Here is a 26426-nt window from a genome sequence, read left to right on the forward strand (position 1 = left end):
GCATCGTCGCCGCCGCATGATCATGGCGCCGCTCCTCCGCATCGCTTCGCTCTGCATCGTCGCCGCCGCATGGTCACCCGCTCGCCGGTTGCGCGTATTCGACGTCGACCAGCCGGTCGCCGTGGTAGACAAACGACGTCACCGAGGCCAGCGCGCACTCCCGGCGCCGCGGATCGTGCCAGAGCCGCCTACCGGTCAGGTGCCGCCGCAGCGTCCATACCGGCAATTGGTGGCTGACGCACACCACCTCGTGACCCGCGCCCCGGACCCGCGCCTTGTCCAACGCGGTGGTCATCCGCTGCGCGATTTCGATGTACGGCTCGCCCCAGGACGGGGTGAACGGGTTGCGCAGCTGCCACCACACCCGCGGGTCACGCCAGGCGCCGTCACCGGGGCCGAGCCGGCGGCCCTCGAAGAAGTTGGCCGCCTCGATCAGGTCCGGATCGATGTCCACCGCCAGGTCGTGCCGGGCCGCGATGGGCGCGGCGGTCTGGCGAGCCCGCTGCAGCGGGGAGGCGATCACCGCGACCACGTCGCGGTCGGCCAGATAATCGGCGACCGCGGCCGCCTGCGCCACCCCGGCCTCGGACAGGCCGAATCCGGGCAGCCGGCCGTAGAGCACGCCGGTGGGATTGCAAACCTCACCGTGGCGCACCAGGTGAACGCGGGTCTGCTCGGCCATCAGGTCCCATCCTCCGGGGCGGTGGCGCGGGCCGCGGCCGCGGCGGCGGCCGGCACGGCCTCGGCGATCCGGCCGAACGCGGCATCGTCGAGAGCGGCCGACACGAACCACGTCTCGAACGCACTGCACGGCGGGTAGACACCGGCGCTCAGCAGCGCATGAAAGAACGGCGGATACCGCCACGTTTGGCTGCCGCGGGCGGACGCGAAGTCGGTCACCGGGGTCTCGGCGAAGAACACACCGAGCATATTGCCCGCCCGCGGAATCTGATGGGGCACACCGGCATCCGTCAGCGCCTCGTCCAGCAGCCGAGCCAGGCGGTCGGCGTTGGAGTCCAACGCGGCATAGACCGCGTCGTCGGCGGCCCGCAGCGTCGCCAGCCCGGCGGCCATCGCCACCGGATTGCCCGACAGCGTGCCGGCCTGATACACCGGCCCCAACGGCGCCAGCCGCTCCATCACCTCGGTCCGCCCGCCGAACGCGGCGGCCGGCAGCCCGCCGCTCATCACCTTGCCGAAGGTGTACAGGTCAGCGGCGACGGGATCGATTCCGTACCAACCACTTCGGCTGACCCGGAAGCCGGTCATCACCTCGTCGAGGATCAGCAAGCAGCGGTGCTCCGCGGTGATCGCACGCAGCTCGGCGTTGTAGCCCGGCCCGGGCGGGACGACCCCCATGTTGCCGGGGCTGGCCTCGGTGATCACCGCGGCGATCTGGTCGCCGAACTTGGCGAAGGTCCGCCGCACGGCGTCAATGTCGTTGTAAGGCAAGACGATTGTGTCGGCCGCGGCGGCACCGGTGACACCGGGCGAGGACGGCAGGCCCCGTGACGATCGCAAGCGCGGCGAAGCCGGGCGCAGCGGGTCGTCACATAAGCCCAGGGTGGCCACCCCGGAACCCGCGTCGGCGAGCAACGCATCCACATGCCCGTGGTAGCAACCGGAAAACTTGACGATCTTGACCCGGCCGGTGAACCCGCGGGCCAGCCGCACGGCGCTCATCGTGGCCTCGGTGCCGGAGTTCACCAGCCGAATCCGTTCGACGGGTGCCACCCGGTCGATGATCTCGGCGGCCAGCTCGGTTTCGGCCGGCGTCGGCGCCCCAAACGACAGGCCGTGCGCGGCGGCCCGGGCGACGGCGTCGACGACGGCGGGGTGGGCGTGGCCGAGGATCATCGGACCCCACGAGCAGACCAGGTCGACGTAGCGGTTGCCGTCGGCGTCGGTCAGCCAGCAGCCGTGCGCTTCGGTGATGAACCGGGGCGTGCCGCCCACCGCGGTGAACGCCCGCACCGGGGAGTTGACCCCACCGGGGATCACCGTGCAGGCGCGCGCGAACAACCTCGCCGAGGCTGCTACCTGCATCGCCTGGTCAGTGCCGCCCATGCCGACCAGTGTCCCAGCCGTCGCGACGCGGTCGACTACGGGGTGTAGTTTCCACCGGGGTTTCCCGACGCCGAAGCCGGCTACGGCAGCGGCCCGGAGTTGAAGAAGCCGGAGATGGTGTCGCCCCGGTTGGCCCAACCCGAGATCAGCACGCCGAAGTTTCGGGCGCCGGAGTTTCCAACGCTGCCCAAGGACACGTTGTGGAAGCCCGAATTGTTGGCGCCGGCGTTGCCGAACCCCGACGCGCTGCCGGCACCGACGTTGAAGAAGCCCGAGGATGGGCTGGTGGTCGAGTTGAAGAAGCCCGGGCTCGGCGGAATGTGGATGATCGTGATGCGGCCGATGCCGGGGACGCTGAACCCGATGTCGATGCCGATCAGGCCCTGATAGTTGCCCCTCCAGAAGAGGCCGTTGCTGAAGCTGCCGCTGATCAACGCGCCGGTGTTGACATCACCGGAGTTGGCGACGCCGGTGTTGTAGTCGCCGCGGTTGAGGTAGCCGGTGTTGTAGCTGCCCGGGTTGAAGCTGCCCGTGTTGGTGTTGCCCGAGTTGCCCATCCCGGTGTTGTAGTTGCCCGAGTTGCCGATGCCGGTGTTGGCGATCCCGGAGTTGAAGTGGCCCGTGTTGGAGCTGCCCGCGTTGGCGATGCCGGTGTTGTAGCTGCCAGTGTTGGCGATGCCCCAGTTGCCGACGGCCGAGTTGGCGATGCCGACGTTGCCGGTGCCCGAGTTGGCGATGCCGACATTGCCGGTGCCCGAGTTGAACAAGCCGACGTTTCCGGTGCCCGAGTTGAACAAGCCGATATTGCCACCGCCCAGGTTCAGCAGGTCGATGCCGACCCTGTTGTCGCCGGTCAGCCCGATACCGATGTTCCCGTTTCCGGTGTTGGCCAAACCGACGTTGCCATCACCGGTGTTGGCGAACCCGAGGTTGTTGCTGCCGGTATTGGCGAACCCGAGGTTGCCCGCATCAACGGCGGCCGCGGCGGCTGGGCGGGCCGGCGGGCCCGGCAAATTCCGCAGTGACTGGGCGAGCGGCGCCAACGCCGAGGCAACGGCCGAAACCCCGGCATGATAGCCCAGCATCGCGGCCACGTCCTGGGCCCACATTTGCTCGTAGGCGGCCTCGGCCGCGGCGATCGCCGTCGCGTTCTGCCCCAACAGGTTGGACAGCACCAGCGACACCAGTCGGGTGCGGTTGGCCCCCACCGTCGCCGGATGCACCATCGCCGCGCGTGCGGCCTCAAACGCCGCCGCCGCCGCCCTGGCCTGCCCGGCCGCCTGCTCCGCGTGCCCGCCAGCAACGGTCAACCACCCGAGATAAGGTGCGGCCGCGCCGGTCATCGCCGCCGCGGCCGGACCCCGCCAGGACGCACCGGCCAACCCGGAGGTCACCGCGGCGAACGCAGCCGCCGCCGATCCCAACTCGGCGGCCAAGCCGTCCCAGGCCGCCGCGGCCGCCATCAACGGCCCGGTACCGGCGCCCAAAAACATCCGCGCCGAGTTGACCTCCGGCGGAAGCACCGAAAAATCAATCACCGCAATTCCCTTCGCGGCCCGTCCAGCCGGTGGGGTGGGCGCATGGGCAACCAGGAAATCCTATCCCACGGCCGCGGCCTTGAGTTTCGCCCCGATCGACGAGTTGGATGGCAAGCATGCGACTGCCCCAGCGCCTGGCCCGGTTCAACCGCCACGTCACCAACCCCGTTCAGCGGCTATGGGCCGGGTGGGCCCCGTCGTTCGCCATCATCGAGCACGTCGGGCGGCGCTCCGGAAAGCGGTATCGGACGCCGGTGAATGCGTTCACCGCCACCATCGACGGCAATCCCGGCGTCGCGGTCCTGTTGACCTACGGCCCCGACCGGGACTGGCTGAAGAACCTCAAAGCGGCAGGCGGCGGCCGAATGCGCCGCCACGGCAAGACATTCGGCATCGCCGACCCGCGGGTGGTCAGCAGGGCCGAAGCGGCGTCGCAGGTCACCTGGGGGCGGCGGGTGTTCGCCCGCCTTCCGTTCGAGCAGGCGGTCTTGTTCACCCGAACGTCCTAACGACCGCGCGATCCGGGTCGGCTGTGCTGTCGCCGCCCGCCACCGACCGTGAAGTACAGCACGAGCACCACCGCCCAGGACAACAGGCTGAGCCAGAGCTGGGTCCGCGCGGCCCGGTCGAACGCCATCTGCACCAGCACGGCGGTGATTCCGGCGACGGTCACGATGGACAGCACGGGAAAGCACCACATCTTCACCCGCAGCCGCTCGGCGGGTATCCGGCGGCGCAACACGATCTGCGACAGTGCGATCAGCAAGTAGACGAACAAGATGACGGCGCCCGAGGAATTGAGCAGGAAGAGAAACACCGTGCCGGGCGCGAGCCACGCCATGAGAACGCACCCGAAGCCCACCGCCGACGAGCACAGGATGGCCGTCGAGGGGATCCCGCGCCGGCTGACCCTGACCAGCCGGGCGGGCGCCTCGCGCCTGCCGGCGAGCACGAACAGCATCCGCGACGCGGTATACAGGCCCGAGTTCAGACACGACAGCACGGCGGTGAGCACCACCACGTTCATGATCTGATCCGCACCGGCTAGACCCATCTGCTGGAGCGCGGCAACGTAGGGCGAAGCACCGAGTTCCACCGAGTCCCACGGCAGGATTACCACCAGCAGAAAGACCGAGCCGACAAAGAAGATCACGATGCGCGCAACCACCGACCTGGTCGCGCGCCGAATGGCCCGTTGCGGGTCCCGGCTTTCGGCGGCGGCGATGGTGACGACCTCGGCGCCGACCATGGAGAAGATCGCCACCACGATGGCGGCGAAGACGGCCCCGACCCCCCTCGGGAGGAACCCGCCGTGCGCGTGCAGGTTGGCGAAATCCATGCCATGGCCCGGCAGCAATCCGAGGACAAAGGCCGCGCCGACGCCCAGGAAGATCACGATGGCGGCGACTTTGATTCCGGCGAACCAGAACTCGAACTCGCCGAAGGATGTCACCGAGAACAGGTTGGTCGCCGTCATCAGCACCATCAGGCACAGCGCCAGCAACCACAACGGCGCCGCGAGCCAGTAGTTGAGCACCTTGGCGCCGGCCACCGCCTCGAAGCCGACCACGATCACCCAGAAGTACCAATACAGCCAGCCGACCGAAAACCCGGCCCAGCCACCCAGGGCGTGCGCCGCGTAATCGGCGAACGATCCGGTCGACGGCCTCGCGTTGGCCATCTCGCCCAGCATCCGCATCACCAGGATGATCAGCCCACCGCACACCGCGTAGGTCAGAAACGCCGCGGGCCCGGTCTCGCGGATCACCACACCGGAGCCCACGAACAGTCCGGCGCCGATGACACCGCCGAGGGCGATCATGTTCAGCTGCCGCTGCGACAGTCCTGGGCGCAGCTGCGCGGTGCCATGGCTGGCCATGTCGTGGGTCCTCCCGGCGTGCCCCGGCCACGATGTGATGGTTATTTACCACAACACATCCGTTGCCGGGGCACCACCGGTAGCCGCCCGCTGCCGGCTCGGCGATCAGTCCAGGCGGGTGGCCACCGCGGCCCGCACCGGCAGGTGCACCCCGTGGTCTTCTAACAGCGGTTCCAGCCCGCCTAGCTGGTACGCGAACGACAGCATCCGCTCCAGCGCCTACCCTCGAACCAGCCCAACCAGACGGCGAACCATCTATACCGGTGGCCGAATGCCCTGCTCGCCACGCTGATTTCGGGCACGCGTACCCGCAGCTTCTTGCCGGGCTTGCCCGCGACAGGCTGCGCAACAGGATCCCGCTGTTGCGTCGGGCGCTGGGAGACCGCTTCGTGTCCCACCATCGGCCTATCTCGGAAAAGATCCTGCCAGGCTGGACTTTCTCGACGAGCCATCGAGGAGCATTCGGGCGAGATTGACCGGCTGATCGCCCCGTTCGCCACTAAGTGGTCGCGCCGACAGGTACGTTCGTCGGGCGTCGGAACCAGCACGATCCCGTGCGCCGCGGCTTGCTGGCGACCTGTGCCCAAGGCGCGCGTTCACTGTTGTCTCATTCGCCTCACGCGTTTCGGCGCGGCAGGAATATGCGATGTGCCCGCCTTTGAGCGACAACCGTGGCTGTCGCCCAAAGCGTTCAGGGGGCTGCTGTGGACGGCACGTGGAAACTGACCCCCGCGTGACGGTGCGGTTGGGTTTGAATAAGGTCAAGCTGCTGGACAGCATCACCGGGGTTGAGCGGCGCGGTGCGGAGTGCACCGTCGCTGAAATCGGCGTAAGACATGCCGCGGTTCGGCAGTTCGGCGCACCTGGCCAGCCGGGCGGGCCGCTTGCCCGGAACACCACGAAACTGCCGGCAACCATAAATCCGGCCGGTCTCGCTCGGGTTCTCAGCGGTCGGCGGCCACCTTGGCCCGATGCGCCGAAGGCGCGGGGCGTTCCAAGGGGGCACCTGCCTGGGCGCCCAGTTCCAGCGCCTGCGAGGACGACGCGGGACATAACAAGGCCCCGCTAGGCGGTTGAGCACTCGATCCTTGTCGCCGCCTGCCACGTTCTCGACGGCCACGTTCCGTACCGCGATCTCGGTGCCGACCGGTTCCAACGCCCGGCGGCGCACGCCGGCCGCCTCGCCCACCAGATCGAAACACTCGGATTCTGCGTCACCATCGAACCCACCGACTAGGCCACCTGTAGCCAACAACTCAACGCAACAACGCGACTCGCGGTGCGGGGCCGACTCCGCACCGGCCCTCGGGTGCCAAGGCCACCTGCACTACCCGGTCAGGTTCATACGGTCGACCGCCGTCAACCGCCCCAGCCGCCTCTCAGTGCGCTCGGCGCGCGCTCCCGTGTGGATCTGGACGGTATTTTCGATTGCCCGGCTTCTGTGTGGATCACGCCGCGATTCGCATCGCTGCCAAGCCACGCCCGCGCGAGCGCAGCGCACGGGCGGGGTGCACGGGCCTGTCTGGCGTCAGCCGGGCGTTCCGGGCGCTCCGGGGGTGCCCAGCAGCCGCCCGCGGCCGCCGCCGCTGCCGCCGCCCCCACCGGCGCCGGCGGGCATGCCGGGTCCTCCGGCGCCGCCGTTCCCGCCGTCCCCGCCGTTGCCGATCAGCACCCCGCCGGCGCCGCCGTTGCCGCCGTTGCCGCCGGCGGCCCCGCCGACCCCACCCCACCGATACCATGTGCTCAATGCCCACCCCGGGGCGCTGGAGCTGGCTGGTCAACAACGTAAACGTCGGCCCTCGACGCCGACGCGACCGGCGATCCCAGTCGTTCTGGTGGCCGCCCATGTCGCCGACCGCGGCGCTTGCTGTCACGATTGGCCACAGGCGCGGCGTGGCTGGACGAGCGGAACCGATCCGCGCGGCATGATGACGCTCGTGGTTGACCTGACCCGACGTGCGGTGCTGCGCGTGGCCGCCGGCGCCAGCGCAGGCGCCGCCGGCGCCTGGGCGTTGAGCGGCCTGCTGGATCCGCTGCAGCCCCAGGCCGCGCCGCCGCAAGCCCCCGCCCCCTTCGAGCCCCCGGCGGCGGGCAGCGCCCTGCCGACCAGGCTCACCGGCTGGTTCGTCTCGGCGGCACGCGGTGGCATCAAGACCAACTGGGTGATCGCGCTGCCGCCGGGCCAGACCCGGATGCTGCGTCCGGTGATCGCGCTGCACGGTAAGGACGGCGACGCCACCATGATGCTCGACGTCGGCGTCGAGGACGCCCTGGCCCAGCTGGTCAAGGAGGGCAAGCCGCCGGTGGCGGTCGTGGGGGTGGACGGCGGCAACACCTACTGGCACCGCCGGGTTTCGGGTGTGGACTCCGGCGCCATGGTGCTCGACGAGTTGTTGCCGATGCTGTCGTCGCTGGGGATGGACACCTCCCGGGTGGGGTTTTTGGGATGGTCGATGGGCGGATACGGGGCGCTGCTGCTGGGGGCCCGGCTCGGCCCGGCGCGCACCGCCGGAATCTGCGCGATCAGCCCGGCGCTGTTCACCTCGTTTACCGGCAGCACACCCGGGGCCTTCGACAGCTACGACGATTGGGTGCGCAACAGCGTGTCGGCCCTACCGGCGCTGTCACAAATCCCGCTGCGCGTCGACTGCGGCACCGGCGACCGCTTTTATTTCGCCACTCGCCAATTCGTCAATCAACTGAAAAGGCCGCCGGCGGGCGGCTTCTCGCCCGGCGGGCACGACGTGGACTACTGGCGCGCGCAGCTACCCGACGAGCTCGCCTGGATGGCGTCCTAGCCGACGCGCATGACCGTCCGGCAGCACGACACCACCAGCCACTCCCCCAGGCGGCCGATCCCGCGCGGCGCGTTCCGCCCGGACATCGAGGGCTTGCGCGCCGTCTCGGTGCCGGCGGCCGTCCGCTACCACGCGGGCATTCCCGGCGCCGGCGGTGGCCACATCGGTGTGGAAGTGTCGTCATCTCGGGCTGCTGGCTCCGGTGCTCGGCGCCCTGGCCGATCGCGCCCAGTCGGACGGATGAATTTGGCCCAAATGAACCTCATGACGACGACGAACGTGGTACGAATAAAAGAGTTTTGGAGGTTTTGAGATGACCCCGCTGCTGCTGGCCTGCGTCGCAGTGGCCGCACCGGTCGCCGGCCTTGGCCTGCTCCAGTTGCAGGCTCGTCTGGAACGCTGGGACTACGAACGGCACGCAGAAGACTGAATGCCGGCCATCGACAGCGCCAAATACGCCGCGCCACCGCCACTTTAACGGCAGTGCTGCCCGGCGGAAACCGCATCCGCATCCGATAGCTGCTGGGGCACAGCATGATTCGCCGACTCCGGCAACACTAACCCCGCGCCGGCCGAAACCCCTTCCGGCGCATCGTCGATCATGCCATCCACCATCCTGCGCATCCAACGACGGGCGGGCTCTTCGACGAGGTGATACAGCAGGATCGCGCCACCCACGGCAATCGCAAGCAGGCCGACGATGTTCCATTTCCAGGGCTGGTCCTGCGGTGTGAGCTGGAATTGTTCGACGGTCCACCCCCAGGCGGTATGCACCAGCTCGTGCACCATGTACAGGCAGAACGAAATCTGGCCACCGTACACCATCGGCCGCGTCGACAGCGGCCTCGGCAGGCCGCCCGCGCCGATCGCCAGCGTCATCACCAGCGGAACGAACAGCGCGTCGACCACCCCGCCGCCGTCGTGGACGCCGGGCAGCGGATGAGCGGCGACCAGGTAGAGGGTGCTCACGATGACCACGACAAGCAGCGCGCAAACGTACCCGGCGACACGGCGAGCGCGGTCGGTCGGCCGCAACCTGCGCACGGCGGCGCACGCCAGCGCGCCCGCGGTGAACTGCGTCACGATTCGCGGCAGCCAGCTCCATGGGCTGTAAAACGAACCGCTGGCCACCAACAGCGCCACCGGCGGCAACGACGCCGCGAAGGCCAGCCCCATCAGGGTCCACGCCCGGGCGGCACGCTGCATCCGGAAGATGACCAGCACTAACGGACTGAACAGCAGGTAGGCCAGCCATTCCGCGCTGATCGACCAGGCCGGCCCGTCCCAGCTGGACCCATCGAAGTACGGTTGAAACCACAACTGCACCAGCAGGATCTGGCGTACATAGCTGGCCGCGGTCAGCTGGCCGGCCGCTGGCGACGGTACGTGACCGACGTGCAGGGTGACGATCACCCACAGGGCGGCCAGGTGCATGGTGACCAGGTACACCGGCCACACCCTGGCCAGCCGCAACCACAGGAAGCGCAAGGTGGCGCGCGCCGACCACGACCGCCCCATGCGGTCCAGGTAGTTCCAGGTCAGCACGAACCCGCTGAGGATGAAGAACAGGTCGACGCCCTGCGCGCCGCGGGCGAGCACCGGCGCGAGCGCGTCGCGGACACCGGGCGCCGCGTCGCCCAGCATCGGCCGGAAGTGAAACAACACGACCCACGCTGCGGCGACGATGCGAAGCCCGGTCAGGGCCTTGATCTCTGCGCTGCGCACGACGTTCTTTCCGTCTGGTGGTTCGCTCGCCTGCTCGTCGGCTGACCGGGTGATCCCGCCGCGTCACCGATCACCGACCGGCAACCGGCAGCCGTCGCAGCGTAACAGCGCGCTGCCGCGATGTCCTGACGGCTCGGCGCGCTGATCCGCCCCGGCGGCCCGGCTGGGTCCGCGCGGGCCCCGCGAACTCGCTTCTTAGCAAAGAGTTAGACGCGGCTGTCGGTCTCCTTAGGTTCTGCGGGCAGCGTTGTAGAGGGCTGGGTCGACGCTGAGCCGGACCGCGTAACGCCACACCGCCATCGAGAATGAGGCCGCGCATGACCATCGCGATCACCACCTCGCCGTCGCGCGTCAACGGCACCGTCGACTGCGGTGGCGCTCAGATTCGGGCCCACTGTCGTCACCTGGCCACCGTGGTGACCATCCGAGGCGAGATCGACGCCGTCAACGTCGATCAGGTCAGCGAGCACGTTCGGCGGTTCATCCTCGGGAACAGCCCTGTGGTGCTCGACCTGACCGACCTCAGCCGCTTTGACGTGGCCGGTCTCTCGCTGTTGTGCGCCCTCGACGCGGACTGCCGGGCCGCCGGGCTGGAATGGACCTTGGTGCCAAACCCGGCGATCCTCGAGCTGTTGGGCGATGGCTGCGAGCCCGACCACGACGAGGCCGCGTTCCCGATAGCGCGCTCGGTGCACGAAGCGCTTCGCAACCTGGCCGAAGCCATCGGCAGGCGCCGTCAGCTGGTGTTGCCGCTGCTGCGGAAAATGGCCTAGAAACGCCGCAGCCTGGCCAACCCGACCACCACAAGCACGCCGGCCACCGTCGCCAACACCAGGGTCAGCACCAGCTGCTGCGGGTGATACACCACCGACGTGGTGACCGGCTGGCCATCGGCGACCGGCGCGACGGCGACCGTTGCGCGGGTGTGCACCCAGCTCACGACGGTACCCACCGACGCGGCACCGGCCAGGCCGAGCTCCAGCAGGGCCCGGTGCCGGGCGATCACAGCGGCCACTCGGGGTCGTCGTCGTGCGCATCGGGGACGTACGGCCCCACCCGCTCCTCCACCAGCGGGGTCAGCGCCGCCCGAAGGTGACGGTGACGACGCGCCCAGGCCTGCGCGGTGCGGCCCCCGCTGAGCCTGAGGCCGATGCCCACCCGACCGCGTGGCACCCCGACCAGTTCGCCAAGCGCCCGCGCCGACTGCCACTTGGCCAGCGGCTTGCCGGACGCCACCGAATTCTCCGGTTCCGGAAACACTTTGACGATCTCGGACACCAGGATGGTCTCGGTGCCCTGGCGCAGGGATTCCTCGGTCAACTCCACCGAGGTGTGGATCCGCGCAGCCTTCACCTGAACCGCCACGAACGCCGTCACCAACACCAGGAAAATCACCGGTGTCGTCAGCGAAATCGTTGCGCCGCTGGACTTTTGGATGAAGATCAGCGACGCCGCCGAGAACGGGCCGGCCAGCAACCAATACCAGCTGGCGCCGGGTTCGTAGAACAACGGCTTGGGTTTGGCGTCCCTCGCTGCGGTCATTGCTGCCTCACCCAGTGATTGTTACTCGCCAGGCCCGTCATGAAAGCCAGCCCGCCGCATCGACGGCCCAGTAGGTGAGCACGATATCGGCCCCGGCGCGCCGGATGCTGGTCAACGTCTCCAGCACGGCGGCCCGCTCGTCGATCCAGTTGTTGGCGGCGGCCGCGCGGATCATCGCGTACTCCCCCGAGACTTGATAGGCGGCGACCGGCACCGGCGAGACCCGCGCCGCAGCCGCCACCACATCCAGGTAACCCAACGCGGGCTTGACCATCACCATGTCGGCGCCCTCGTCGAGGTCCAGTTCGACCTCGCGCAGCGCCTCCCGCGAGTTGCCCGGATCCTGCTGATAGGTTCGCCGATCGCCGGACAGGCTGGAGCTCACCGCCTCGCGGAACGGGCCGTAGAACGCCGAGGCGAACTTGGCGGCATACCCCAGGATCACCACGTCGGTGTGCCCGGCGGCGTCCAGGCCGTCGCGGATCGCACCCACCTGGCCGTCCATCATCCCGCTCGGCGCCACCACATGAGCGCCCGAATCCGCTTGCGCCACAGCTAATTCCACGTAGCGGGCCACGGTGGCGTCATTGTCGACCCGGCCCCGGTCGTCGAGGACACCGCAGTGCCCGTGGTCGGTGAACTCGTCCAGGCAGGTGTCGGCCATCAACACCGTGGCCTCGCCGAGGTCCTTGGCCAGGTCCCGAAGCGCCACGTTGAGGATGCCGTCGCGGTCGGTTCCGGCCGAACCGGCAGGGTCCTTGTCCTCGTCGCGGGGCACGCCGAACAGCATCAGCCCGCCCACGCCGGCGGCGACGGCGTCGGCGGCCGCGGCGCGCAACGAATCCCGGGTGTGCTGGACCACCCCCGGCATGGAGGCGATCGGCCGCGGCTCGCCGATACCGTCGGCGACGAACATCGGCAGCACCAGATGCCTGGGCTCCACCGTTGTTTGCGCCACCAAGCGGCGCAAAGCGGGGGTTGCGCGGAGCCGGCGAGGACGCTGCCGGGGAAAGCTCACTACACCAGAGGAGTGGCGACCCGCCGCGCCCGGCTCCGCCGCGCTTGCGATCGCCACCGGGCCCAACTCGTGGCGACCCGCCGCGCCCGGCTCCGCCGCGCTTGCGATCGCCACTAGCGCCTGCGGCTCTTCTTGCGGGGCGGGGGCAGCGCGCCCTCGGCACGCAGCCGGGCGGCGTGCTCGGCCAGCGCGTCCACCAGCGGGCCCACCGCGGCCGTCTCCGGCTGGACGTCCACCCGAAGCCCAAACTCGGCGGCGGTCTCGGCGGTCTTGGGGCCGATGCAGGCGATGATGGTCCGCGCGTGCGGCTTGCCGGCAATGCCGACCAGGTTTCGCACCGTCGAGCTGGAGGTGAAGCACACCGCGTCGAAGCCACCCGTTTTGATCATTTCCCGAGTGGCCGCCGGCGGCGGGGCGGCCCGCACCGTCCGATAGGCGGTAACGTCCTCGATCTCCCAACCACGCTCGCGCAGGCCCTCGGCCAACGTCTCGGTGGCGATGTCGGCGCGCGGCAGCAAAACCCGGTTCACGGGGTCGAAAACGCTGTCGTAAGGCGGGAATTCGTCCAGCAGGCCGATCGACGACTGCTCCCCGGACGGCACCAGCTCGGGGCTGATTCCGAAGGCGCGGACCCGGTCGGCCGTCGACTCGCCGACACAGGCGATCTTCACACCGGAGAACGCGCGAGCATCCAGACCGAACTCACCGAACTTCTCCCACACCGCGCGCACCGCGTTGGTGGAGGTGAACACCACCCACTGGAATCGGCCATCAACCAGGCCCTTGACCGCGCGTTCCATCTGCGCGGGGCTGCGCGGCGGTTCCACGGCGATGGTCGGCACCTCCACCGGCAGCGCTCCGTATGCCGTCAACCGCTCACTCATCTCGCCGGCTTGATCCTTGGTGCGCGGCACCAACACGGTCCAGCCGTAGAGCGCCCGGCTCTCCCACCAGTTCAGCTTGGCCCGGTTGGTCACCGTCTTGCCGATGGTCACCACCAGCGGTCCGGTGAACGGCTCTCCCCCGTTCGCGGGGGACAGCCTGGCGTCGGCGCCGCCCAGCACCGCCGGGTCGGTCAAGCCCTGCAACGTGGTCTCGAGCGAGCGTTGCTGGCAGGTGGTGCCGTGCGCGGTCACCACGCACGGGGTGGTCTCGGCGAGCTGGTGGTCGATCAGGGTGCGGGCGGCATCGGCCAGTTGCGCCGCGCTGGCCTGCAGGATCAGCGGCCCGGGTGCGGCGGCCAGCGCCTCCCAATCGGTGTTTTCGGGGTCGATACGCACGTCGGCGACCGTGTGCGACGAGCCCAGCGGCAGCCCCGCATACGTCGGGACCGCGTTGCTGGGGGCCAGGCCGGGCACGATCTCGATGTGCAGGTGGGTGCGTGCGACGGCGTTGACCTCGGCGATAACGGCGTCCACGGTCAGCGGATCACCGGACACCAGCCGCACCACGTCGGCCCCCGCGCGGGCTTCGGTGGTCAGCATCTTGGCGACCTCGACGGGATCCCCCAGTGCCGGCCGGATATCGGGGCCGCCGGACACCACGGCCGGGGGGTGCTGGCCGCGGTCGTCGCCTTCGATGGCCCCATCGGCGTTCCCGGAGCCCGGAGCGGCCGGCGCCGGGCCGGACACCGGCGGCAAATCCTTGCCGATCAGCGCCAACACCGGCTCGGGCACGCACGGGTCGATGAACACCAGGGCCGCGTTCGCCAACACGGTCGCCGCCCGCGTGGTCAGCAGTCCCGGGTCGCCCGGACCGGAACCCACGAACGTGATGCGGCCCGGCCTCGGCTTGCGCACTCGCATGGTCGGTTGGCGAGTCATTGTCGCTCCCACGTCCTCACTCAACTTCCTCGCGCGGGGTCTGCCGCGCTCCCCACATCAGCTCCCGAGCGCCCCGTTCGAACAGCTCCGCGGCAACCGAGAGCCCCAGCTCGCGTGCCCGACCGGGAGCGCCGATACCGGACGCACGGATCACCTCGGATCCGTCGACCGCCGCCACGCAGCCCCGCAGCGACAGCTCTTCGAAGACCCGCCCTTCCTCATCGATGGACTCGACCACCTCGGCGAGCGCGCCCACCGGTGCGGAGCAACCGGCCTCCAGTTCGGCGAGCAGGGCGCGCTCCGCGGTGACCGCCGCGCGGGTGTCCGCGTCGTCCAACTCGGCTAGCACTGCCACCAGCCGACTGTCCTCGGCGCGGCACTCGATCGCGAGCGCGCCTTGAGCCGGTGCCGGCAACATCTGTGTCGGCTCGAGCGTCTCGGTGACGGCGTCGAGGCGGCCCAGCCGGGCCAGGCCCGCCCGGGCCACCACGACGGCGTCAAGTTCACCACTGCTTACCCTGTTCAACCTGGTATCTAGGTTGCCTCGTAGGGGGCGGATTTCCAAACCGAGACCCAATGCCCTAAGCTGTGCGGCCCGCCGCGGCGAGGATGTCCCCACCAGCGCGCCGGCCGGCAGTTGGGCCAGCACCAAGCCGTCGCGGGCCACCACCGCGTCGCGGGGGTCGTTGCGGGGGGGTATGGCCGCCACCGTGAACCGCGGGTCGGCGGCGGTAGGCAGATCCTTGTGCGAGTGCACGGCCGCATCGACGCGGCCGTCCTCGATGGCCTCCCGCAACGCGGTCGTGAACGCACCCACGCCCAGGCTGGCGATGGGCGCCGACGACCGGTCGCCGGCGGTGCTGACGGTCACCAACCGCGCGGGATGGCCATGAGCGATGAGAGCGTCTCTGACGGTTGCCGCCTGGGTGGTGGCCAGCAGGCTGCCCCGGGTGCCTATCCGGATCACGTGGACCAATCAGCTACCCGGCGGGTTTCTTTCGGTTACCGTGCACATCGCCGACGCCGTGGCGCCGTGCACCCTCGAATCCGCTTGCTACCACAGGCAATTCACCCGCGGTTGCGACGGCGTCCACCGCGGTCTGGTCCAGTTCGAAAAGCTCTCGCAGCGCCTCGGCGTAACTGTCCCCTCCGGGGGCACTGGCGAGCTGCTTGATCCGCACGGTGGGGGCGTGCAGCAGCTTGTCCACCACCCGGCGCACGGTCCGGGCCACCTCGTCGCGCTCGGCGCTTGCCAGCCCGGGCAACCGGTTGTCCAGGCGCAGCAGCTCCGCCTCGACCACTTCGGCGGCGCGCTGGCGCAGCGCCGTTACCGTGGGGGTGACCTCGGCCATCCGCTGCCCCACCAGGTATGCGGCCACCTCGGCCGCGACGATGTGACGGGCGGCTTCGACGTCGGACGCCGCGGCGTGGGCCGATGGTTCGTGTTGCACCCGATCCACATCGACGACCCAGACACCGGGCAGCCGGGCCACCGCCGGATCGACGTCCCGCGGCATGCCCAGGTCGCAGATCACCAGCGGATGGGTGGCCTCGTCACGGCGCGCGGCGGCCAGCGCGTGGTACACATCGGCCAGCGACACCACCGGCCGCACCGCTCCCGTGCAGCTGACCACCAGGTCGGCGGCGGCCAGCGCGGTGGTCAGGCGATCCAGCGTCAGCGCCTCGGCTCCGACACCGGATTCGGAGCCGGATTCGCGACCCCATTCGCGGACCTTGCGGGCCAGCCGCTGCGCCCGGGGCAACGATCGGTTGAGGACGTGGACGTGCCCGATGCCGGCACGGGTCAGGTGGGACGCCGACAACGCACCCATGGCTCCGGCGCCGACCACCACGGCGGTCTTGCCCGCCAGCCCACCCAACGTGCGTTCGGCCAGTCCCAGGGCGACCGACACCACCGAGGCACCCGCGGCGTCGATGCCGGTTTCGGAGTGCACCCGCTTTCCGACCGACAGCGCCCGCTGGGCCAACTCGTGCAGCACCCGGCCGACGGTGCGGTTGGCCTCAGCGGTGGCATAGGCGCGGCGCACCTGGCCAAGCACCTGCTGTTCGCCGATCACCGCCGAATCCAGCCCGCTGGCGACGGCGAACAGGTGCTCGACGGCGGCCTCGCTGTAGCGCACGTACGCGTATTTGGTCAGTTCGCCCATCGCCATCCCGGAATGTTCGGACAGCACCTGCCCGATCACCGCCAGCCCGCCGTGGAACGCGTCCACCACGGCGTAGACCTCGACCCGATTGCAGGTCGACAGCACCATCGCCTCGGTGATCAGCGGCGATTGCAGCACCCGGTCGATGATCTTGATCTGATCGGATTCGTCGATGCTGAGTTGTTCCAGGACGGATACCGGCGCACTGCGGTGCGAAACCCCGAAGAGCAGGATGCTCACGGCAGCATCACCTGGCCCGCTCCCTTGCTTTCAGAAAGTGAACTGCTGTCTACGGTAGACGCTCGTCAGCTGGGCTACCAAATATCGGTACGTGCCAGGTCAGCACGCAGCCGGGCCTCATCGACCTGCCAATAACTGTGCTCGCGACCGTCCAGCAAGATCACCGGCAGCCGATCTCCGAACTCGGCCCGCAAGCGAGGGTTGCCGGCCGAGGCCGCGGCGTCGACGTCGGTGGTGGCCAGATCGAAGCCCAGCTCGCCGGCCAGTTCGGACAGCCGGCCGTGCACTCGCGCGCAGATGGTGCACCCGTCGCGAGTCAACAGCTCCACCCGCCGGCGTGCAGGCTGACCCATGCCCATCAGTGTGGCATCGCGGTTTACCGGCGATCCAGCGCCGGCGACTTACTGTCGGGCGGCGTCAACAACAGCGCACGGACCAGCCGGCGGGGCCCGAACGGCCGCAGCATCTGGCTCGCCGGGCGCGGGCGCACCCGTTGCGGCCACCAGAACCAGCGTCCGAGCAACGCGGCGATGGACGGCGTCATAAACGAGCGCACGATCAGCGTGTCGAACAGCAAGCCCAAGCCGATGGTGGTGCCGATCTGACCGATGATGCGCAGATCGCTGAACACGAACAGGGACATGGTAACGGCGAACACCATGCCGGCAGCCGTAACCACTCCGCCCGTGCCGGCCATCGCCCGGATAATTCCGGTGTTCAAACCGGCGCCGATTTCCTCTTTGAGCCGGGATATCAGCAACAGGTTGTAGTCCGATCCCACGGCCAACAGCAAGATCACCGACATCGCCAACACCATCCAGTACAACTCGATGCCGAGAATGTCCTGCCAGACCAGCACGGACAGGCCGAACGAGGAACCCATAGAAAGCAGCACGGTGCCCACGATGACCGCAGCGGCCACCACGCTTCGGGTGATGACCATCATGATGATCAAGATGAGACTGATCGCGGCCACTCCGGCGATCAGCAGATCGTATGTGGCGCCCTCGTGAATGTCCTTAAACGTTGCGGCGGTGCCACCCAGATAGATCGCGGCACCCTGCAACGGAGTCCCCTTGATGGCCTCCCGCGCCTCCCGCTTGATCGGCTCGACCCGCGAGATGCCCTGGGGTGTCGCGGGGTCTCCCTCCAGGGCGATGATGAAGCGGGCCGCCTTGCCGTCCGGGGACAAGAACATCTTCAGGCCCCGCTTGAAATCCGGATTCTCAAAGGCCGACTGCGGCAGATAGAACGAATCGTCAATCTGGGCGGCGTCGAAGACCCGGCCCATGGCGCCGGGGTCCTTGCCGCTGATCTCCGATTGCTTATAGAACGACTGCAGCGTGCCGTGCCAGATCAGCGCCATGTCTCGCATGATGGTTATCGTCGATATCATCGGCGGAATCTGCGCGCGCATCTGCGGCAAGAGCATTATGAGGATGTCCATATCTTTGACCAGATACTCGAGCTTTTCGCTCAGCTGGTCCACGCTGTCAAACATATCGAATATTGATCGTATAGACCAGCACAGAGGAATATCGAAGCAATGCCTCTCCCAGTAGAAATAGCTGCGGAGCGGCCGGAAGAAATCCTCAAAATCCGCGAGCCGATCTCTTAAAGTGTTCGTAATATTCGACATGTCATGCGTGAGGTGATCCATGTCGACAGTATTGTCAATAACTTTGCCCATCAGGTCGTACATGGTATGCATCGTTGCGATGGATACGTTCATCGCGTCCACCTGCACCAGTATGTCGTCTATGCGGTCCTTCATGAATTGCATGTTTTCGATGTTCGACACGCCCTGCATGCTGATGATGAACGGTATCGACGTATGCTTGATGGCCGATCCCAAGGGCCGCGTTATCGCTTTCACCTGTTCGATGCCGGGGCTGTGATAGATATTCTTGGCCACCTTGTCCAACACCAGCATGTCCACGGGATTGCGCATATCGTGATCGGTCTCGATCAACAGCACCTCGGGGTTCAACCGGGCCCGCGAAAAGTGTCGGCCGGCCGCCGCATCGCCGACATTGGACGGCATGCTGGCCGGCATGAATTGGCGCAGATCGTATGTCGTCTTGTAACTGGGCAAGGCCAGCAGCCCAATGGAGGCGACCAGGCAGGTCGCCGCGAGAACCGGCCCGGGCCAACGCACGATCGCGGTTCCCACCCGGCGCCACCGCCGGGTGTTGATCCTTCGCTTGGGGTCGAAGAGCTTGAAGAAACTGCCAACGGTCAGCACGGCCGGGCCGAGGGTGAGCGCGGCGAGGACCGCGACCAGCATGGAAATCGCGGTGGGCGCGCCGAGTGTTTGAAAATACGGAAGCCTGGCGAAGCTGAGGCAATACATGGCACCGGCAATGGTTAAGCCGGAGCCCAAGATCACGTGGGCGGTCCCGTGAAACATCGTATAGAAGGCGGTTTCCCGATCCTCGCCGGCATAGCGTGCCTCGTGGTAACGGCCGAGCATGAATATCGCGTAGTCGGTGCTGGCCGCGATGGCCATCAGCACCAACAGGTTGGTCGCGAACGTGGACAGACTGAAAATATTGTGGTCAGCCAAAAATGCGATGGTTCCGCGGATTGCGCCCAGCTCAATTCCGACCATGACGAGGACGAGAACCGCGGTAACTAGGGAGCGGTAGATGAAGAGCAACATCATCGCGATCACCAACGTCGTGATTGCGGTGACCTTTGCGATACTTTTGTCGCCGGCCTCGGCTTGGTCGGCGTTGAGCGCCGACGGACCGGTGACATAGGCCTTCACCCCGCGCGGTGGCGGTGTGGTGTCCACGATATGCCGCACCGCGTGGACCGAGCCGTATGCCTCGGTCTCATTGTTGCCGACGAGGTACACCACGACATAGGCGGCCTTGTCATCCGCGCTTTGCGATCCCGCCGCCGTCAACGGATCGCCCCAAAAGTCCTGGATATGGGCGACGTGACGGGTATCGGCCGACAGCTTATGCAGCAGCTCGCTATAGAATCGGTGCGCGTCGTCACCGAGCGGCTGGTCGCCTTCCAGCACAATCGTCACCGCGTTATCGGAATCAAACTCATCGAACACCTGACCAACGCGCCGCACGGCCTGAATCGACGCGGCGTCGCTTGGGCTCATCGATACCGAATGCGCTTTGGCGACCACTTCTAACTGTGGCACGGCGATGTTGACGATGGCGGTGAGCCCCAGCCAAAACAGGACGATAAGCACCGCAAATCGTTGGATCGTCCGCGGCAGAAAAGGATGCTGTGAGGCCGTGGCGTGTTTTTCGCTCATGCGGATGTCACCTGGCAGAAGGTTAAGGCGCGCGGTCCGGTCTCAGACCTTTCGTCTTTAACCGTGCCGTTCACGATGATCCGACAGCCGATTACGTCGCTGCTACTTTGCGCCAAAAGGTTGACGCTGACCGCGGGCAGCGTCGTCGTGACGGTTTGCGACCACGGCAGGGGCGTGTTGTCGAGTCGTTGCACCCTGGCATCGGGGTCCAGGTAGGCGATCTTTGCGGTCGCGGCGGGGCCAAAAACCTCATAAGTCACGTGCTTGGGGTTGAACTGCGGGACATCGACGTCGGCCGTGGGCATGACGGCGGGGCGCTCGTGAACACCGAAAATGCGGTGCAGCCGATAGATACCCATCCCCGCGACAACGGCCACGCCCACAACGGCCAATAGCAGCCACATTCGTTTCACGACGCTGGTAACCGGAATCATCCTCACCCTCGTGTGCTGTCACCGGGTCACAAAACTGCCTGCTCGCTGCTCGATCGAGCGCTCCGGCCAGGGCTCGGTCAAATGGAAAGGTTCGGCTTGCGAGCGCTGACCGTGCGGACCTATACCTCCTGAAATCTCCACCGTTAATCCCGTTGCGCTAGTTAGCGTAGACGCTGTTGCTGATGGGCTGAAGTAACCCGGAAAATTTGTTACCTGCTACGCGTGCCGCACCGTTTTTCCGGGCCGGCCCTCGACCCGATCGATGGCGTCGTAGCAAGCATCCTTGTCCGACATTGTTGCGGTCGCGAAGATTTCGATCGCGACTGGAACTCGCGATGATTTCGGCGCGGCTGACGCGCGGCGCCGACCGGCGCCGCGGCGGTCGTACGGCGCAGACCGCGACCGCGAGCCGAGATCACCCCGGGCAAACCTCGCCGACACATTTGCCGGATAGGGTTGATGAGGACAACAGAACCGGCCACCGGGCGGCACCGCGACCTAGCAGGACTTAGGAGGTTGTGATGGCATCCTCTGCCCAGGGCGGCGCGGACCACATCGGTCGGGTGGACCTGGAGTCGCTGGCCGACAATGTCAGCGCCACCCGCGCGCTGGACGACCTGGGGGCCCCCGTTCCCTCCGACGGTCGTCCACCGCCACCGGTCGACCTGACCGCCGCCGCATTCTTCGACGTGGACAACACGCTGGTGCAGGGCTCGTCGGCGGTGCACTTCGGCCGCGGGCTGGCCACTCGCCACTACTTCACCTACCGCGACGTGCTGGGCTTCATCTACGCCCAGGCCAAGTTCCAGCTGCTGGGCAGGGAAAACAGCGACGACGTTGCCGCCGGCCGACGCAAAGCGCTGGCGTTCATCGAGGGCCGATCGGTCGAGGAGCTGGTTGCCCTCGGCGAGGAGATCTACGACGAGATCATCGCCGACAAGATCTGGCCCGGAACCCGTGAGCTCACCCAGATGCACCTCGACGCCGGCCAGCAGGTGTGGCTGATCACCGCCACGCCCTACGAGCTGGCGGCCACGATTGCCCGCCGGCTCGGCCTGACCGGCGCCCTGGGCACCGTCGCCGAGTCGGTCGACGGGGTGTTCACCGGCAGGCTGGTCGGCGAGATCCTGCACGGCGCCGGCAAGGCTCATGCGGTGCGCTCGCTGGCCATTCGGGAGGGGCTCAACCTCAAACGCTGCACCGCGTACTCCGACAGCTATAACGATGTGCCCATGCTGTCGCTGGTGGGAACCGCGGTGGCCATCAACCCCGACGCCCGGCTACGCAGCCTGGCCCGCGAACGGGGATGGGAGATCCGCGACTTCCGGACCGCGCGCAAAGCAGCTCGCATCGGGGTGCCGTCGGCGCTGGCGCTGGGCGCCGCCGGGGGCGCGTTGGCGGCAGCCGTGTCGCGTCGCCACGAGCGCGGATAACGCGCGAGCGGCGCACCGACCGCATCGAACCCGTGTCGCGTCGCCACGAGCGCGGCTAACGCGCGAGCGTCGGCGCACCGACCGCATCGAACCCCGTGTCGCGTCGGCAATCACGCTGATAAGCTGCGCCGCTGAACAGCCTTTCGAGCGGAAAGCGGCAGCGGCATGACAGTTCCCGAAGAAGCCCAAGAAATCATCGGTAAGCACTACCGACAACCGGACTACTTTCATGTCGGGCGCGAGAAGATTCGTGAGTTCGCGGCGGCGGTCAAAGATGACCATCCCATCCATCGCGACGAAGCTGCTGCCGCCGAAGCCGGTTATCCCGCGCTGCCGGCCCCGCTGACGTTCTTGGCGATCGCCGGGCGGCGCATCCAGTTGGAGATCTTCACCAAGTTCAACATCCCGATCAACATCGCCCGGGTGTTCCATCGTGACCAGAAGTTTCGGTTCTACCGTCCGATTCTTGCCAACGACAAGTTGTTTTTTGACACCTATCTCGACTCCGTCATCGAGTCCCACGGCACGGTGATCGCCGAAATCCGCAGCGAAGTCACAGACGTCGAAGGCAAGCCGGTGGTGACCAGCGTGGTCACCATGTTGGGTGAGGCGGCCCACCAGGATGCGGACGCTGGGGAGACGGTGGCCGCGATTGCATCGATCTGATCCGATTCGGTAGCGTCCGTTCAATGACATCACAGGGTGACAAGGGCGGGACCCAGCTGAAGCCGCCGATCGCGGCGGTCCAGTCGCATTACGACCGGTCCAATGAATTTTTCAAGCTCTGGCTCGACCCGTCGATGACCTACAGCTGCGCGTACTTCGAGCGTCCCGACATGACGCTGGAAGAGGCCCAGTACGCAAAGCGCAAACTCGCACTCGACAAGCTCAACCTCGAGCCCGGCATGACGTTGCTCGACATCGGTTGCGGCTGGGGCTCGACCATGCGGCACGCGGTGCAGGAGTACGACGTCAACGTGATCGGGTTGACGCTGAGCGAGAATCAGCTGGCCCACGACAAACAGAAGTTCGCCGAGATGGACAGCCCTCGTCGCAAGGAGGTGCGCCTGCAGGGTTGGGAGCAGTTCGACGAGCCGGTGGACCGCATCGTCTCGCTCGGCGCGTTTGAGCACTTCGCCGACGGTGCCGGCGACGCCGGATTCGAACGCTACGACGCCTTCTTCAAGATGTGCTACAACGTGCTGCCGGACGACGGCAGGATGCTGCTGCACACGATCATCATCCCGACCCCCGAGGAGGCCAAGGAGCTTGGCCTGACCTCGCCGATGAGCCTCTTGCGGTTCATCAAGTTCATCTTGACCGAGATCTTCCCCGGCGGCCGGTTGCCGCGGATCCCGCAGGTCGAGCAATACTCGTCGCGGGCCGGTTTCACGATCGAGCGCTACCACCGGATCGGTTCGCACTATGTCCCGACGTTGAACGCCTGGGCCGCGGCGCTGGAAGCCAACAAGGACAAAGCAATCGAGCTGCAGGGCCAGAAAGTCTACGACACCTACATGCACTACCTGACCGGCTGCTCGAACCTGTTCCGCGACCACTACACCGACGTCTGCCAGTTCACCCTGGTCAAATAGCCCCGTAAACAGCCCTGAGCGGGCCGCGCGAACAGCTCAGCCGAAGAAGATGTTGCGCCGTCCCGCCAACAGCCGATACAGCGTCTGCTGGATCGTTTCGCGCACCTGATCGGTCAACTCGAAGGTGACCATCGGGTCTTCGGCGTCTCCGGTCGCGTAGTCGGCGGTGTGGATCGGCTCACCGAACGCCATCCGCCATTTCGACGGCAGCGGCACCAGGCCGGCGGGACCGGCCAACGGGAACAGCGGCGTGACCGGGAAGTAGGGCAGGCCGAACAGCCGCGCCAGCAGCTTGACATCGGCCAGCATTGGATAAATCTCCTCGGAGCCGATGATGGAGCACGGCACAATCGGCGCCTTGGTGCGCAGCGCCGCCGACACGAAGCCGCCGCGACCGAACCTTTGCAACCGATAACGGTCCCCGAAGCGCTTGCCCAGGCCCTTGTAACCCTCCGGGAACACGGCGGTGAGCTCGCCCGCCGCGAGCAGCCGGTGCGCGTCCGCGGTGCAGGCCATTGTGTGGCCTGCCTTGCGGGCGGTTTCGCCGAGCACGGGCAGGTCGAACACCATGTCGGCGGCCAACAGCCGCAGATCCCGTTGCGCCGGATGCTCGTCGTGCACCGCCACCGACAGCATCAACCCGTCGAACGGCAACACCCCGGCGTGGTTGGCCACCACCAGCGCGGCACCATCGCTGGGAAGGTTTTCGATACCGCTGACCTCGACCCGGAACCACGACCTGAAGAAGAACCTCAGCAAAGGCCGAACGATCGCGTTGTTGAAGTGTGGATCGAACCCGAACTCGTCGACGCTGTAATCGCCGGTCAGCCGTTGCCGCAGAAATCCGGCGACCGCGGCCACCCGCTGCGCGAGATCGTTCAGCGGCGCTTCGGCTGACGACGTCTCGGCGGCCGCGCGCCGGTGGTCATCGATTTCCCGGACGACCGCGGCGATCTCTTCCGCCGACGCCCGGCCAGTCGGATCGGAGAGCAACGAGGGATGCTGCCGGGATGCGTCAGCCCGTTGTCCGGCACGTCTGCGTGCCGCTACCCGACCCCGATTGGTGTGCAGTGGAATGACATTCGCTCTGGTTTCACCCGCCACGATATATCTACCTGACCCCACCCCATAGGATTGGATTTCGGCTGCCCCAGCGCTGTGCTAGCGCTACGGCCCGACCCTCCCAGGAGCGTACCCGATGCGGGTCGATAATGGGAGTCAAGCCTCGGCCCCGAACGTAGTCATCGAACGCCTCGGCCGTCGTCCACTTCGGGTGATAGCCGAGTTCGGTGCGCATCCGGGTGGTGTCCATCACCCGGCCGTAACTGAGGTAATTGAACTGCTCGCGACTGATCTCGGGGTAACGATTAGCCCGCCTCAGCGAATCAAGCGCCCAGACACCGAACCCGGGTACCGGAACCGGGATCCGGCCGGCGCGCCGGATCGCTTGCGAGAGCATGATGATGCCGCTGGCACCGATGTTGAACGTGCCGGCCTTGCCGGCCAGGGCGGCGCGTTCCAGCGCCCCCAACGCATCCTGCTCGTGCAGCAGCTGCAGCCGCGCGTCGCGGCCAAACATCGTCGGCACCAAAGGCCCAGCCAGATACCGCGATAGCGTGGTGTCCATCGCGGGGCCGATCATGTTGGCCAGCCGCAGAATGGTCACCGCGATATCGGGCCGCCGCCGGCCAAGTCCGCGCACATAACCCTCGATATCGAGGCTGTCCTTAGCGAAACCCTCGCGGAAGGGGCGATAGCTGCTGCTGTCCTCGGTGAACACCACCGGATCGTGCGGACTCGAGCCGTACACCTCGGAGGTGGACTTCAGCACGACGCGGCGCACCGAGGGTGCCTTCTGGCAGGCCGCGAAGAGTTGCATCGCGCCCATCACGTTGAGTTCCTTCAAGGCCGCGCCGCCGCCGGACCGCGGCGCAAACGACGCCGCCGCGGCGTGCACCACCGTATCCACTTCACCGTTTCGAATCACCTTGGCGATAAATGGATTACGAATATCAGCGCGCACGAACTCGGCACGGCCCATGCGGCGAAGCATGTCCTTGCTGGGCGCGATCGCGTCCACCGCGATGACGCGATTGATCAGCGGGTTCTGCGCCAGGCGAGCGGTCAGGTAGCCGCCCAGAAATCGGCACGCACCGGTGACCAACACGACTTTGGGGTAATGCAACTTGTCGCCGCCATGTCCGGCACCATCCACCGACAAATCCACCCCGATAGCCTAGCGGCCAGGAGAATCGGGCGCGTTACGGGCCGGTGACGGTACGCGCGCGCGGGCGGGTGTCCTTGCGGCCTACTTGCCGAGTTTCCTGCGCTGCACCCGGGTGCGACGCAGCAGCTTGCGGTGCTTCTTCTTGGACATGCGCTTGCGCCGCTTCTTGATTACTGAACCCATGAGCTCCGCTATCTGACCCGTGACCGGCTTCGACAAATGACCCGGTCACCTTACCCGGCCGTGGTTGGCGAACACCAAACCGGGCGCCCGCGCCGACCCGCGGCGGGTTTAGCCGGCAAAGTATGAGGTCTGCAACATGTCGTGGACGGCCTTGGCATGCACCCGGAAAGACCGCCCGACCCGAACCGCGGGCAGCTCGCCGTTGTGCACCAGCCGGTACACCGTCATCTTGGAGACCCGCATCAGGGCCGCCACCTCGGCCACGGTGAGAAATTGTGTGCCGGCCTGCTGGCCTTCGATCACACCGCTGTCGCGTGGCTTAACAGCGGAATCCCGTGCCGATGGCCCGTTCGTAGACGTCATCGCAACCCAATCGTGTCAGGCACGCGCATGCCAGCGGCTTCCCCTCCGCTGGCACCACACGTGCTTACACACAGGAGAATAGCGGGACTAGTGGGGTTATTGGTACTGGTGTG

Annotated in this window: 24 protein-coding genes and 1 pseudogene; 6 read left to right on the top strand and 19 right to left on the bottom strand. The window is 67.3% G+C overall.

Going from position 1 to position 26426, the window contains the following annotated elements; translation table 11 throughout:
* Positions 1-73 precede the first annotated feature (73 nt).
* The 3 genes and pseudogenes from G6N20_RS14415 to G6N20_RS14425 all read right to left on the bottom strand — a co-directional run.
* Positions 74-682, bottom strand: a complete 609-nt coding sequence (locus tag G6N20_RS14415; RefSeq protein ID WP_083046670.1) for a histidine phosphatase family protein — start codon at positions 680-682, stop codon at positions 74-76.
* Positions 682-2067, bottom strand: a complete 1386-nt coding sequence (hemL, locus tag G6N20_RS14420; protein ID WP_083046669.1) for a glutamate-1-semialdehyde 2,1-aminomutase — start codon at positions 2065-2067, stop codon at positions 682-684. Before hemL ends, G6N20_RS14415 begins: the two co-directional genes overlap by 1 nt.
* A gap of 98 nt (positions 2068-2165) precedes the next feature.
* Positions 2166-3602 (bottom strand): annotated as a pseudogene (locus G6N20_RS14425) (PPE family protein); the annotation flags it as partial.
* Between the two features lie 119 nt (positions 3603-3721).
* Here G6N20_RS14425 and G6N20_RS14430 point away from each other — a divergent pair.
* Positions 3722-4114: a nitroreductase family deazaflavin-dependent oxidoreductase gene (locus G6N20_RS14430; RefSeq protein WP_083046668.1), complete on the top strand. Its 393-nt coding sequence runs from the start codon at positions 3722-3724 to the stop codon at positions 4112-4114.
* Here the strand turns inward: G6N20_RS14430 and G6N20_RS14435 are convergent.
* Both G6N20_RS14435 and G6N20_RS20680 read right to left on the bottom strand, forming a co-directional pair.
* Positions 4111-5484 (bottom strand): amino acid permease, encoded by a 1374-nt coding sequence (locus G6N20_RS14435; protein ID WP_083046667.1) that lies wholly within the window; start codon positions 5482-5484, stop codon positions 4111-4113. The genes G6N20_RS14430 and G6N20_RS14435 overlap by 4 nt on opposite strands.
* A 1528-nt stretch (positions 5485-7012) precedes the next feature.
* Positions 7013-7231, bottom strand: a complete 219-nt coding sequence (locus tag G6N20_RS20680; protein ID WP_083046666.1) for a hypothetical protein — start codon at positions 7229-7231, stop codon at positions 7013-7015.
* Between the two features lie 181 nt (positions 7232-7412).
* Between G6N20_RS20680 and G6N20_RS14445 the strand changes: the two genes are divergently transcribed.
* Positions 7413-8282 (top strand): alpha/beta hydrolase, encoded by an 870-nt coding sequence (locus tag G6N20_RS14445; protein WP_083046696.1) that lies wholly within the window; start codon positions 7413-7415, stop codon positions 8280-8282.
* A 474-nt stretch (positions 8283-8756) separates the two neighbouring features.
* On the opposite strand, the gene G6N20_RS14450 is transcribed toward G6N20_RS14445, so the two are convergent.
* A complete protein-coding gene (locus tag G6N20_RS14450; protein WP_083046664.1) occupies positions 8757-10007 on the bottom strand; it encodes an acyltransferase family protein in 1251 nt (416 codons plus the stop codon).
* Positions 10008-10324: 317 nt separating this feature from the next.
* Here G6N20_RS14450 and G6N20_RS14455 point away from each other — a divergent pair, with 317 nt between their 5' ends.
* A complete protein-coding gene (locus tag G6N20_RS14455; RefSeq protein ID WP_083046663.1) occupies positions 10325-10780 on the top strand; it encodes an STAS domain-containing protein in 456 nt (151 codons plus the stop codon).
* Here G6N20_RS14455 and G6N20_RS14460 read toward each other — a convergent pair.
* From G6N20_RS14460 to G6N20_RS14505, 9 genes are all read right to left on the bottom strand, one after another.
* On the bottom strand, positions 10777-11013 hold the full coding sequence (locus G6N20_RS14460) for a hypothetical protein (RefSeq protein WP_083046695.1): 237 nt from the start codon (positions 11011-11013) through the stop codon (positions 10777-10779). The genes G6N20_RS14455 and G6N20_RS14460 overlap by 4 nt on opposite strands.
* Positions 11010-11549 (bottom strand): DUF3093 domain-containing protein, encoded by a 540-nt coding sequence (locus G6N20_RS14465; protein WP_083046662.1) that lies wholly within the window; start codon positions 11547-11549, stop codon positions 11010-11012. Before G6N20_RS14465 ends, G6N20_RS14460 begins: the two co-directional genes overlap by 4 nt.
* Before the next feature lie 37 nt (positions 11550-11586).
* The gene (gene hemB, locus G6N20_RS14470) at positions 11587-12567 is read right to left on the bottom strand and encodes a porphobilinogen synthase (protein ID WP_083046661.1); all 981 of its coding nucleotides are present in this window, start codon (positions 12565-12567) and stop codon (positions 11587-11589) included.
* Positions 12568-12680: 113 nt separating this feature from the next.
* Positions 12681-14372, bottom strand: a complete 1692-nt coding sequence (locus G6N20_RS14480; protein WP_142271908.1) for a bifunctional uroporphyrinogen-III C-methyltransferase/uroporphyrinogen-III synthase — start codon at positions 14370-14372, stop codon at positions 12681-12683.
* Positions 14373-14406: 34 nt separating this feature from the next.
* The gene (gene hemC, locus G6N20_RS14485) at positions 14407-15357 is read right to left on the bottom strand and encodes a hydroxymethylbilane synthase (RefSeq protein WP_083046659.1); all 951 of its coding nucleotides are present in this window, start codon (positions 15355-15357) and stop codon (positions 14407-14409) included.
* A gap of 13 nt (positions 15358-15370) precedes the next feature.
* Positions 15371-16798 carry a glutamyl-tRNA reductase gene (locus tag G6N20_RS14490; protein WP_083046658.1) on the bottom strand — a complete coding sequence of 476 codons (1428 nt, stop codon included), beginning with the start codon at positions 16796-16798 and terminating at the stop codon, positions 15371-15373.
* A gap of 74 nt (positions 16799-16872) precedes the next feature.
* Positions 16873-17157 carry a glutaredoxin family protein gene (locus tag G6N20_RS14495; RefSeq protein ID WP_083046657.1) on the bottom strand — a complete coding sequence of 95 codons (285 nt, stop codon included), beginning with the start codon at positions 17155-17157 and terminating at the stop codon, positions 16873-16875.
* Between the two features lie 17 nt (positions 17158-17174).
* The gene (locus G6N20_RS14500) at positions 17175-20078 is read right to left on the bottom strand and encodes an MMPL/RND family transporter (protein WP_083046656.1); all 2904 of its coding nucleotides are present in this window, start codon (positions 20076-20078) and stop codon (positions 17175-17177) included.
* Positions 20075-20518 (bottom strand): MmpS family transport accessory protein, encoded by a 444-nt coding sequence (locus G6N20_RS14505; RefSeq protein WP_142271899.1) that lies wholly within the window; start codon positions 20516-20518, stop codon positions 20075-20077. Before G6N20_RS14505 ends, G6N20_RS14500 begins: the two co-directional genes overlap by 4 nt.
* A gap of 515 nt (positions 20519-21033) precedes the next feature.
* Between G6N20_RS14505 and G6N20_RS14510 the strand changes: the two genes are divergently transcribed.
* The 3 genes from G6N20_RS14510 to cmaA2 all read left to right on the top strand — a co-directional run bounded on the left by G6N20_RS14510 (position 21034) and on the right by cmaA2 (position 23540).
* Positions 21034-21945 (top strand): HAD family hydrolase, encoded by a 912-nt coding sequence (locus G6N20_RS14510; RefSeq protein WP_083046654.1) that lies wholly within the window; start codon positions 21034-21036, stop codon positions 21943-21945.
* 165 nt (positions 21946-22110) lie between these two features.
* Positions 22111-22611: an FAS1-like dehydratase domain-containing protein gene (locus tag G6N20_RS14515; RefSeq protein WP_083046653.1), complete on the top strand. Its 501-nt coding sequence runs from the start codon at positions 22111-22113 to the stop codon at positions 22609-22611.
* Positions 22612-22634: 23 nt separating this feature from the next.
* Positions 22635-23540 (top strand): cyclopropane mycolic acid synthase CmaA2, encoded by a 906-nt coding sequence (gene cmaA2 / locus G6N20_RS14520; RefSeq protein ID WP_083046652.1) that lies wholly within the window; start codon positions 22635-22637, stop codon positions 23538-23540.
* Between the two features lie 36 nt (positions 23541-23576).
* On the opposite strand, the gene G6N20_RS14525 is transcribed toward cmaA2, so the two are convergent.
* The 4 genes from G6N20_RS14525 to G6N20_RS14540 all read right to left on the bottom strand — a co-directional run bounded on the left by G6N20_RS14525 (position 23577) and on the right by G6N20_RS14540 (position 26313).
* On the bottom strand, positions 23577-24644 hold the full coding sequence (locus G6N20_RS14525; RefSeq protein ID WP_083046651.1) for a lysophospholipid acyltransferase family protein: 1068 nt from the start codon (positions 24642-24644) through the stop codon (positions 23577-23579).
* 7 nt (positions 24645-24651) lie between these two features.
* Positions 24652-25767 carry an SDR family oxidoreductase gene (locus tag G6N20_RS14530; protein WP_083046650.1) on the bottom strand — a complete coding sequence of 372 codons (1116 nt, stop codon included), beginning with the start codon at positions 25765-25767 and terminating at the stop codon, positions 24652-24654.
* Positions 25768-25848: 81 nt separating this feature from the next.
* Positions 25849-25950: a 30S ribosomal protein bS22 gene (locus G6N20_RS14535; protein WP_003402602.1), complete on the bottom strand. Its 102-nt coding sequence runs from the start codon at positions 25948-25950 to the stop codon at positions 25849-25851.
* 108 nt (positions 25951-26058) lie between these two features.
* The gene (locus tag G6N20_RS14540; RefSeq protein WP_083046649.1) at positions 26059-26313 is read right to left on the bottom strand and encodes a helix-turn-helix domain-containing protein; all 255 of its coding nucleotides are present in this window, start codon (positions 26311-26313) and stop codon (positions 26059-26061) included.
* Between the last annotated feature and the right edge of the window lie 113 nt (positions 26314-26426).

It is taken from the genome of Mycobacterium shinjukuense (assembly GCF_010730055.1).
Classification (GTDB): domain Bacteria; phylum Actinomycetota; class Actinomycetes; order Mycobacteriales; family Mycobacteriaceae; genus Mycobacterium; species Mycobacterium shinjukuense.

Excerpts from the sequence above, each read along its gene's own strand:
- G6N20_RS14535 (WP_003402602.1), bottom strand. The coding sequence starts at position 25,950 with ATGGGTTCAGTAATCAAGAAGCGGCGCAAGCGCATGTCCAAGAAGAAG.
- G6N20_RS14445 (WP_083046696.1), top strand. The coding sequence starts at position 7,413 with ATGACGCTCGTGGTTGACCTGACCCGACGTGCGGTGCTGCGCGTGGCC.
- G6N20_RS14515 (WP_083046653.1), top strand. The coding sequence starts at position 22,111 with ATGACAGTTCCCGAAGAAGCCCAAGAAATCATCGGTAAGCACTACCGA.
- G6N20_RS14480 (WP_142271908.1), bottom strand. The coding sequence starts at position 14,372 with ATGCGAGTGCGCAAGCCGAGGCCGGGCCGCATCACGTTCGTGGGTTCC.
- G6N20_RS14430 (WP_083046668.1), top strand. The coding sequence starts at position 3,722 with ATGCGACTGCCCCAGCGCCTGGCCCGGTTCAACCGCCACGTCACCAAC.
- G6N20_RS14435 (WP_083046667.1), bottom strand. The coding sequence starts at position 5,484 with ATGGCCAGCCATGGCACCGCGCAGCTGCGCCCAGGACTGTCGCAGCGG.
- G6N20_RS14465 (WP_083046662.1), bottom strand. The coding sequence starts at position 11,549 with ATGACCGCAGCGAGGGACGCCAAACCCAAGCCGTTGTTCTACGAACCC.
- hemL (WP_083046669.1), bottom strand. The coding sequence starts at position 2,067 with ATGGGCGGCACTGACCAGGCGATGCAGGTAGCAGCCTCGGCGAGGTTG.
- G6N20_RS14500 (WP_083046656.1), bottom strand. The coding sequence starts at position 20,078 with ATGAGCGAAAAACACGCCACGGCCTCACAGCATCCTTTTCTGCCGCGG.
- cmaA2 (WP_083046652.1), top strand. The coding sequence starts at position 22,635 with ATGACATCACAGGGTGACAAGGGCGGGACCCAGCTGAAGCCGCCGATC.
- G6N20_RS14495 (WP_083046657.1), bottom strand. The coding sequence starts at position 17,157 with ATGGGCATGGGTCAGCCTGCACGCCGGCGGGTGGAGCTGTTGACTCGC.
- G6N20_RS14455 (WP_083046663.1), top strand. The coding sequence starts at position 10,325 with ATGACCATCGCGATCACCACCTCGCCGTCGCGCGTCAACGGCACCGTC.
- G6N20_RS14510 (WP_083046654.1), top strand. The coding sequence starts at position 21,034 with ATGGCATCCTCTGCCCAGGGCGGCGCGGACCACATCGGTCGGGTGGAC.
- G6N20_RS14415 (WP_083046670.1), bottom strand. The coding sequence starts at position 682 with ATGGCCGAGCAGACCCGCGTTCACCTGGTGCGCCACGGTGAGGTTTGC.
- G6N20_RS14540 (WP_083046649.1), bottom strand. The coding sequence starts at position 26,313 with ATGACGTCTACGAACGGGCCATCGGCACGGGATTCCGCTGTTAAGCCA.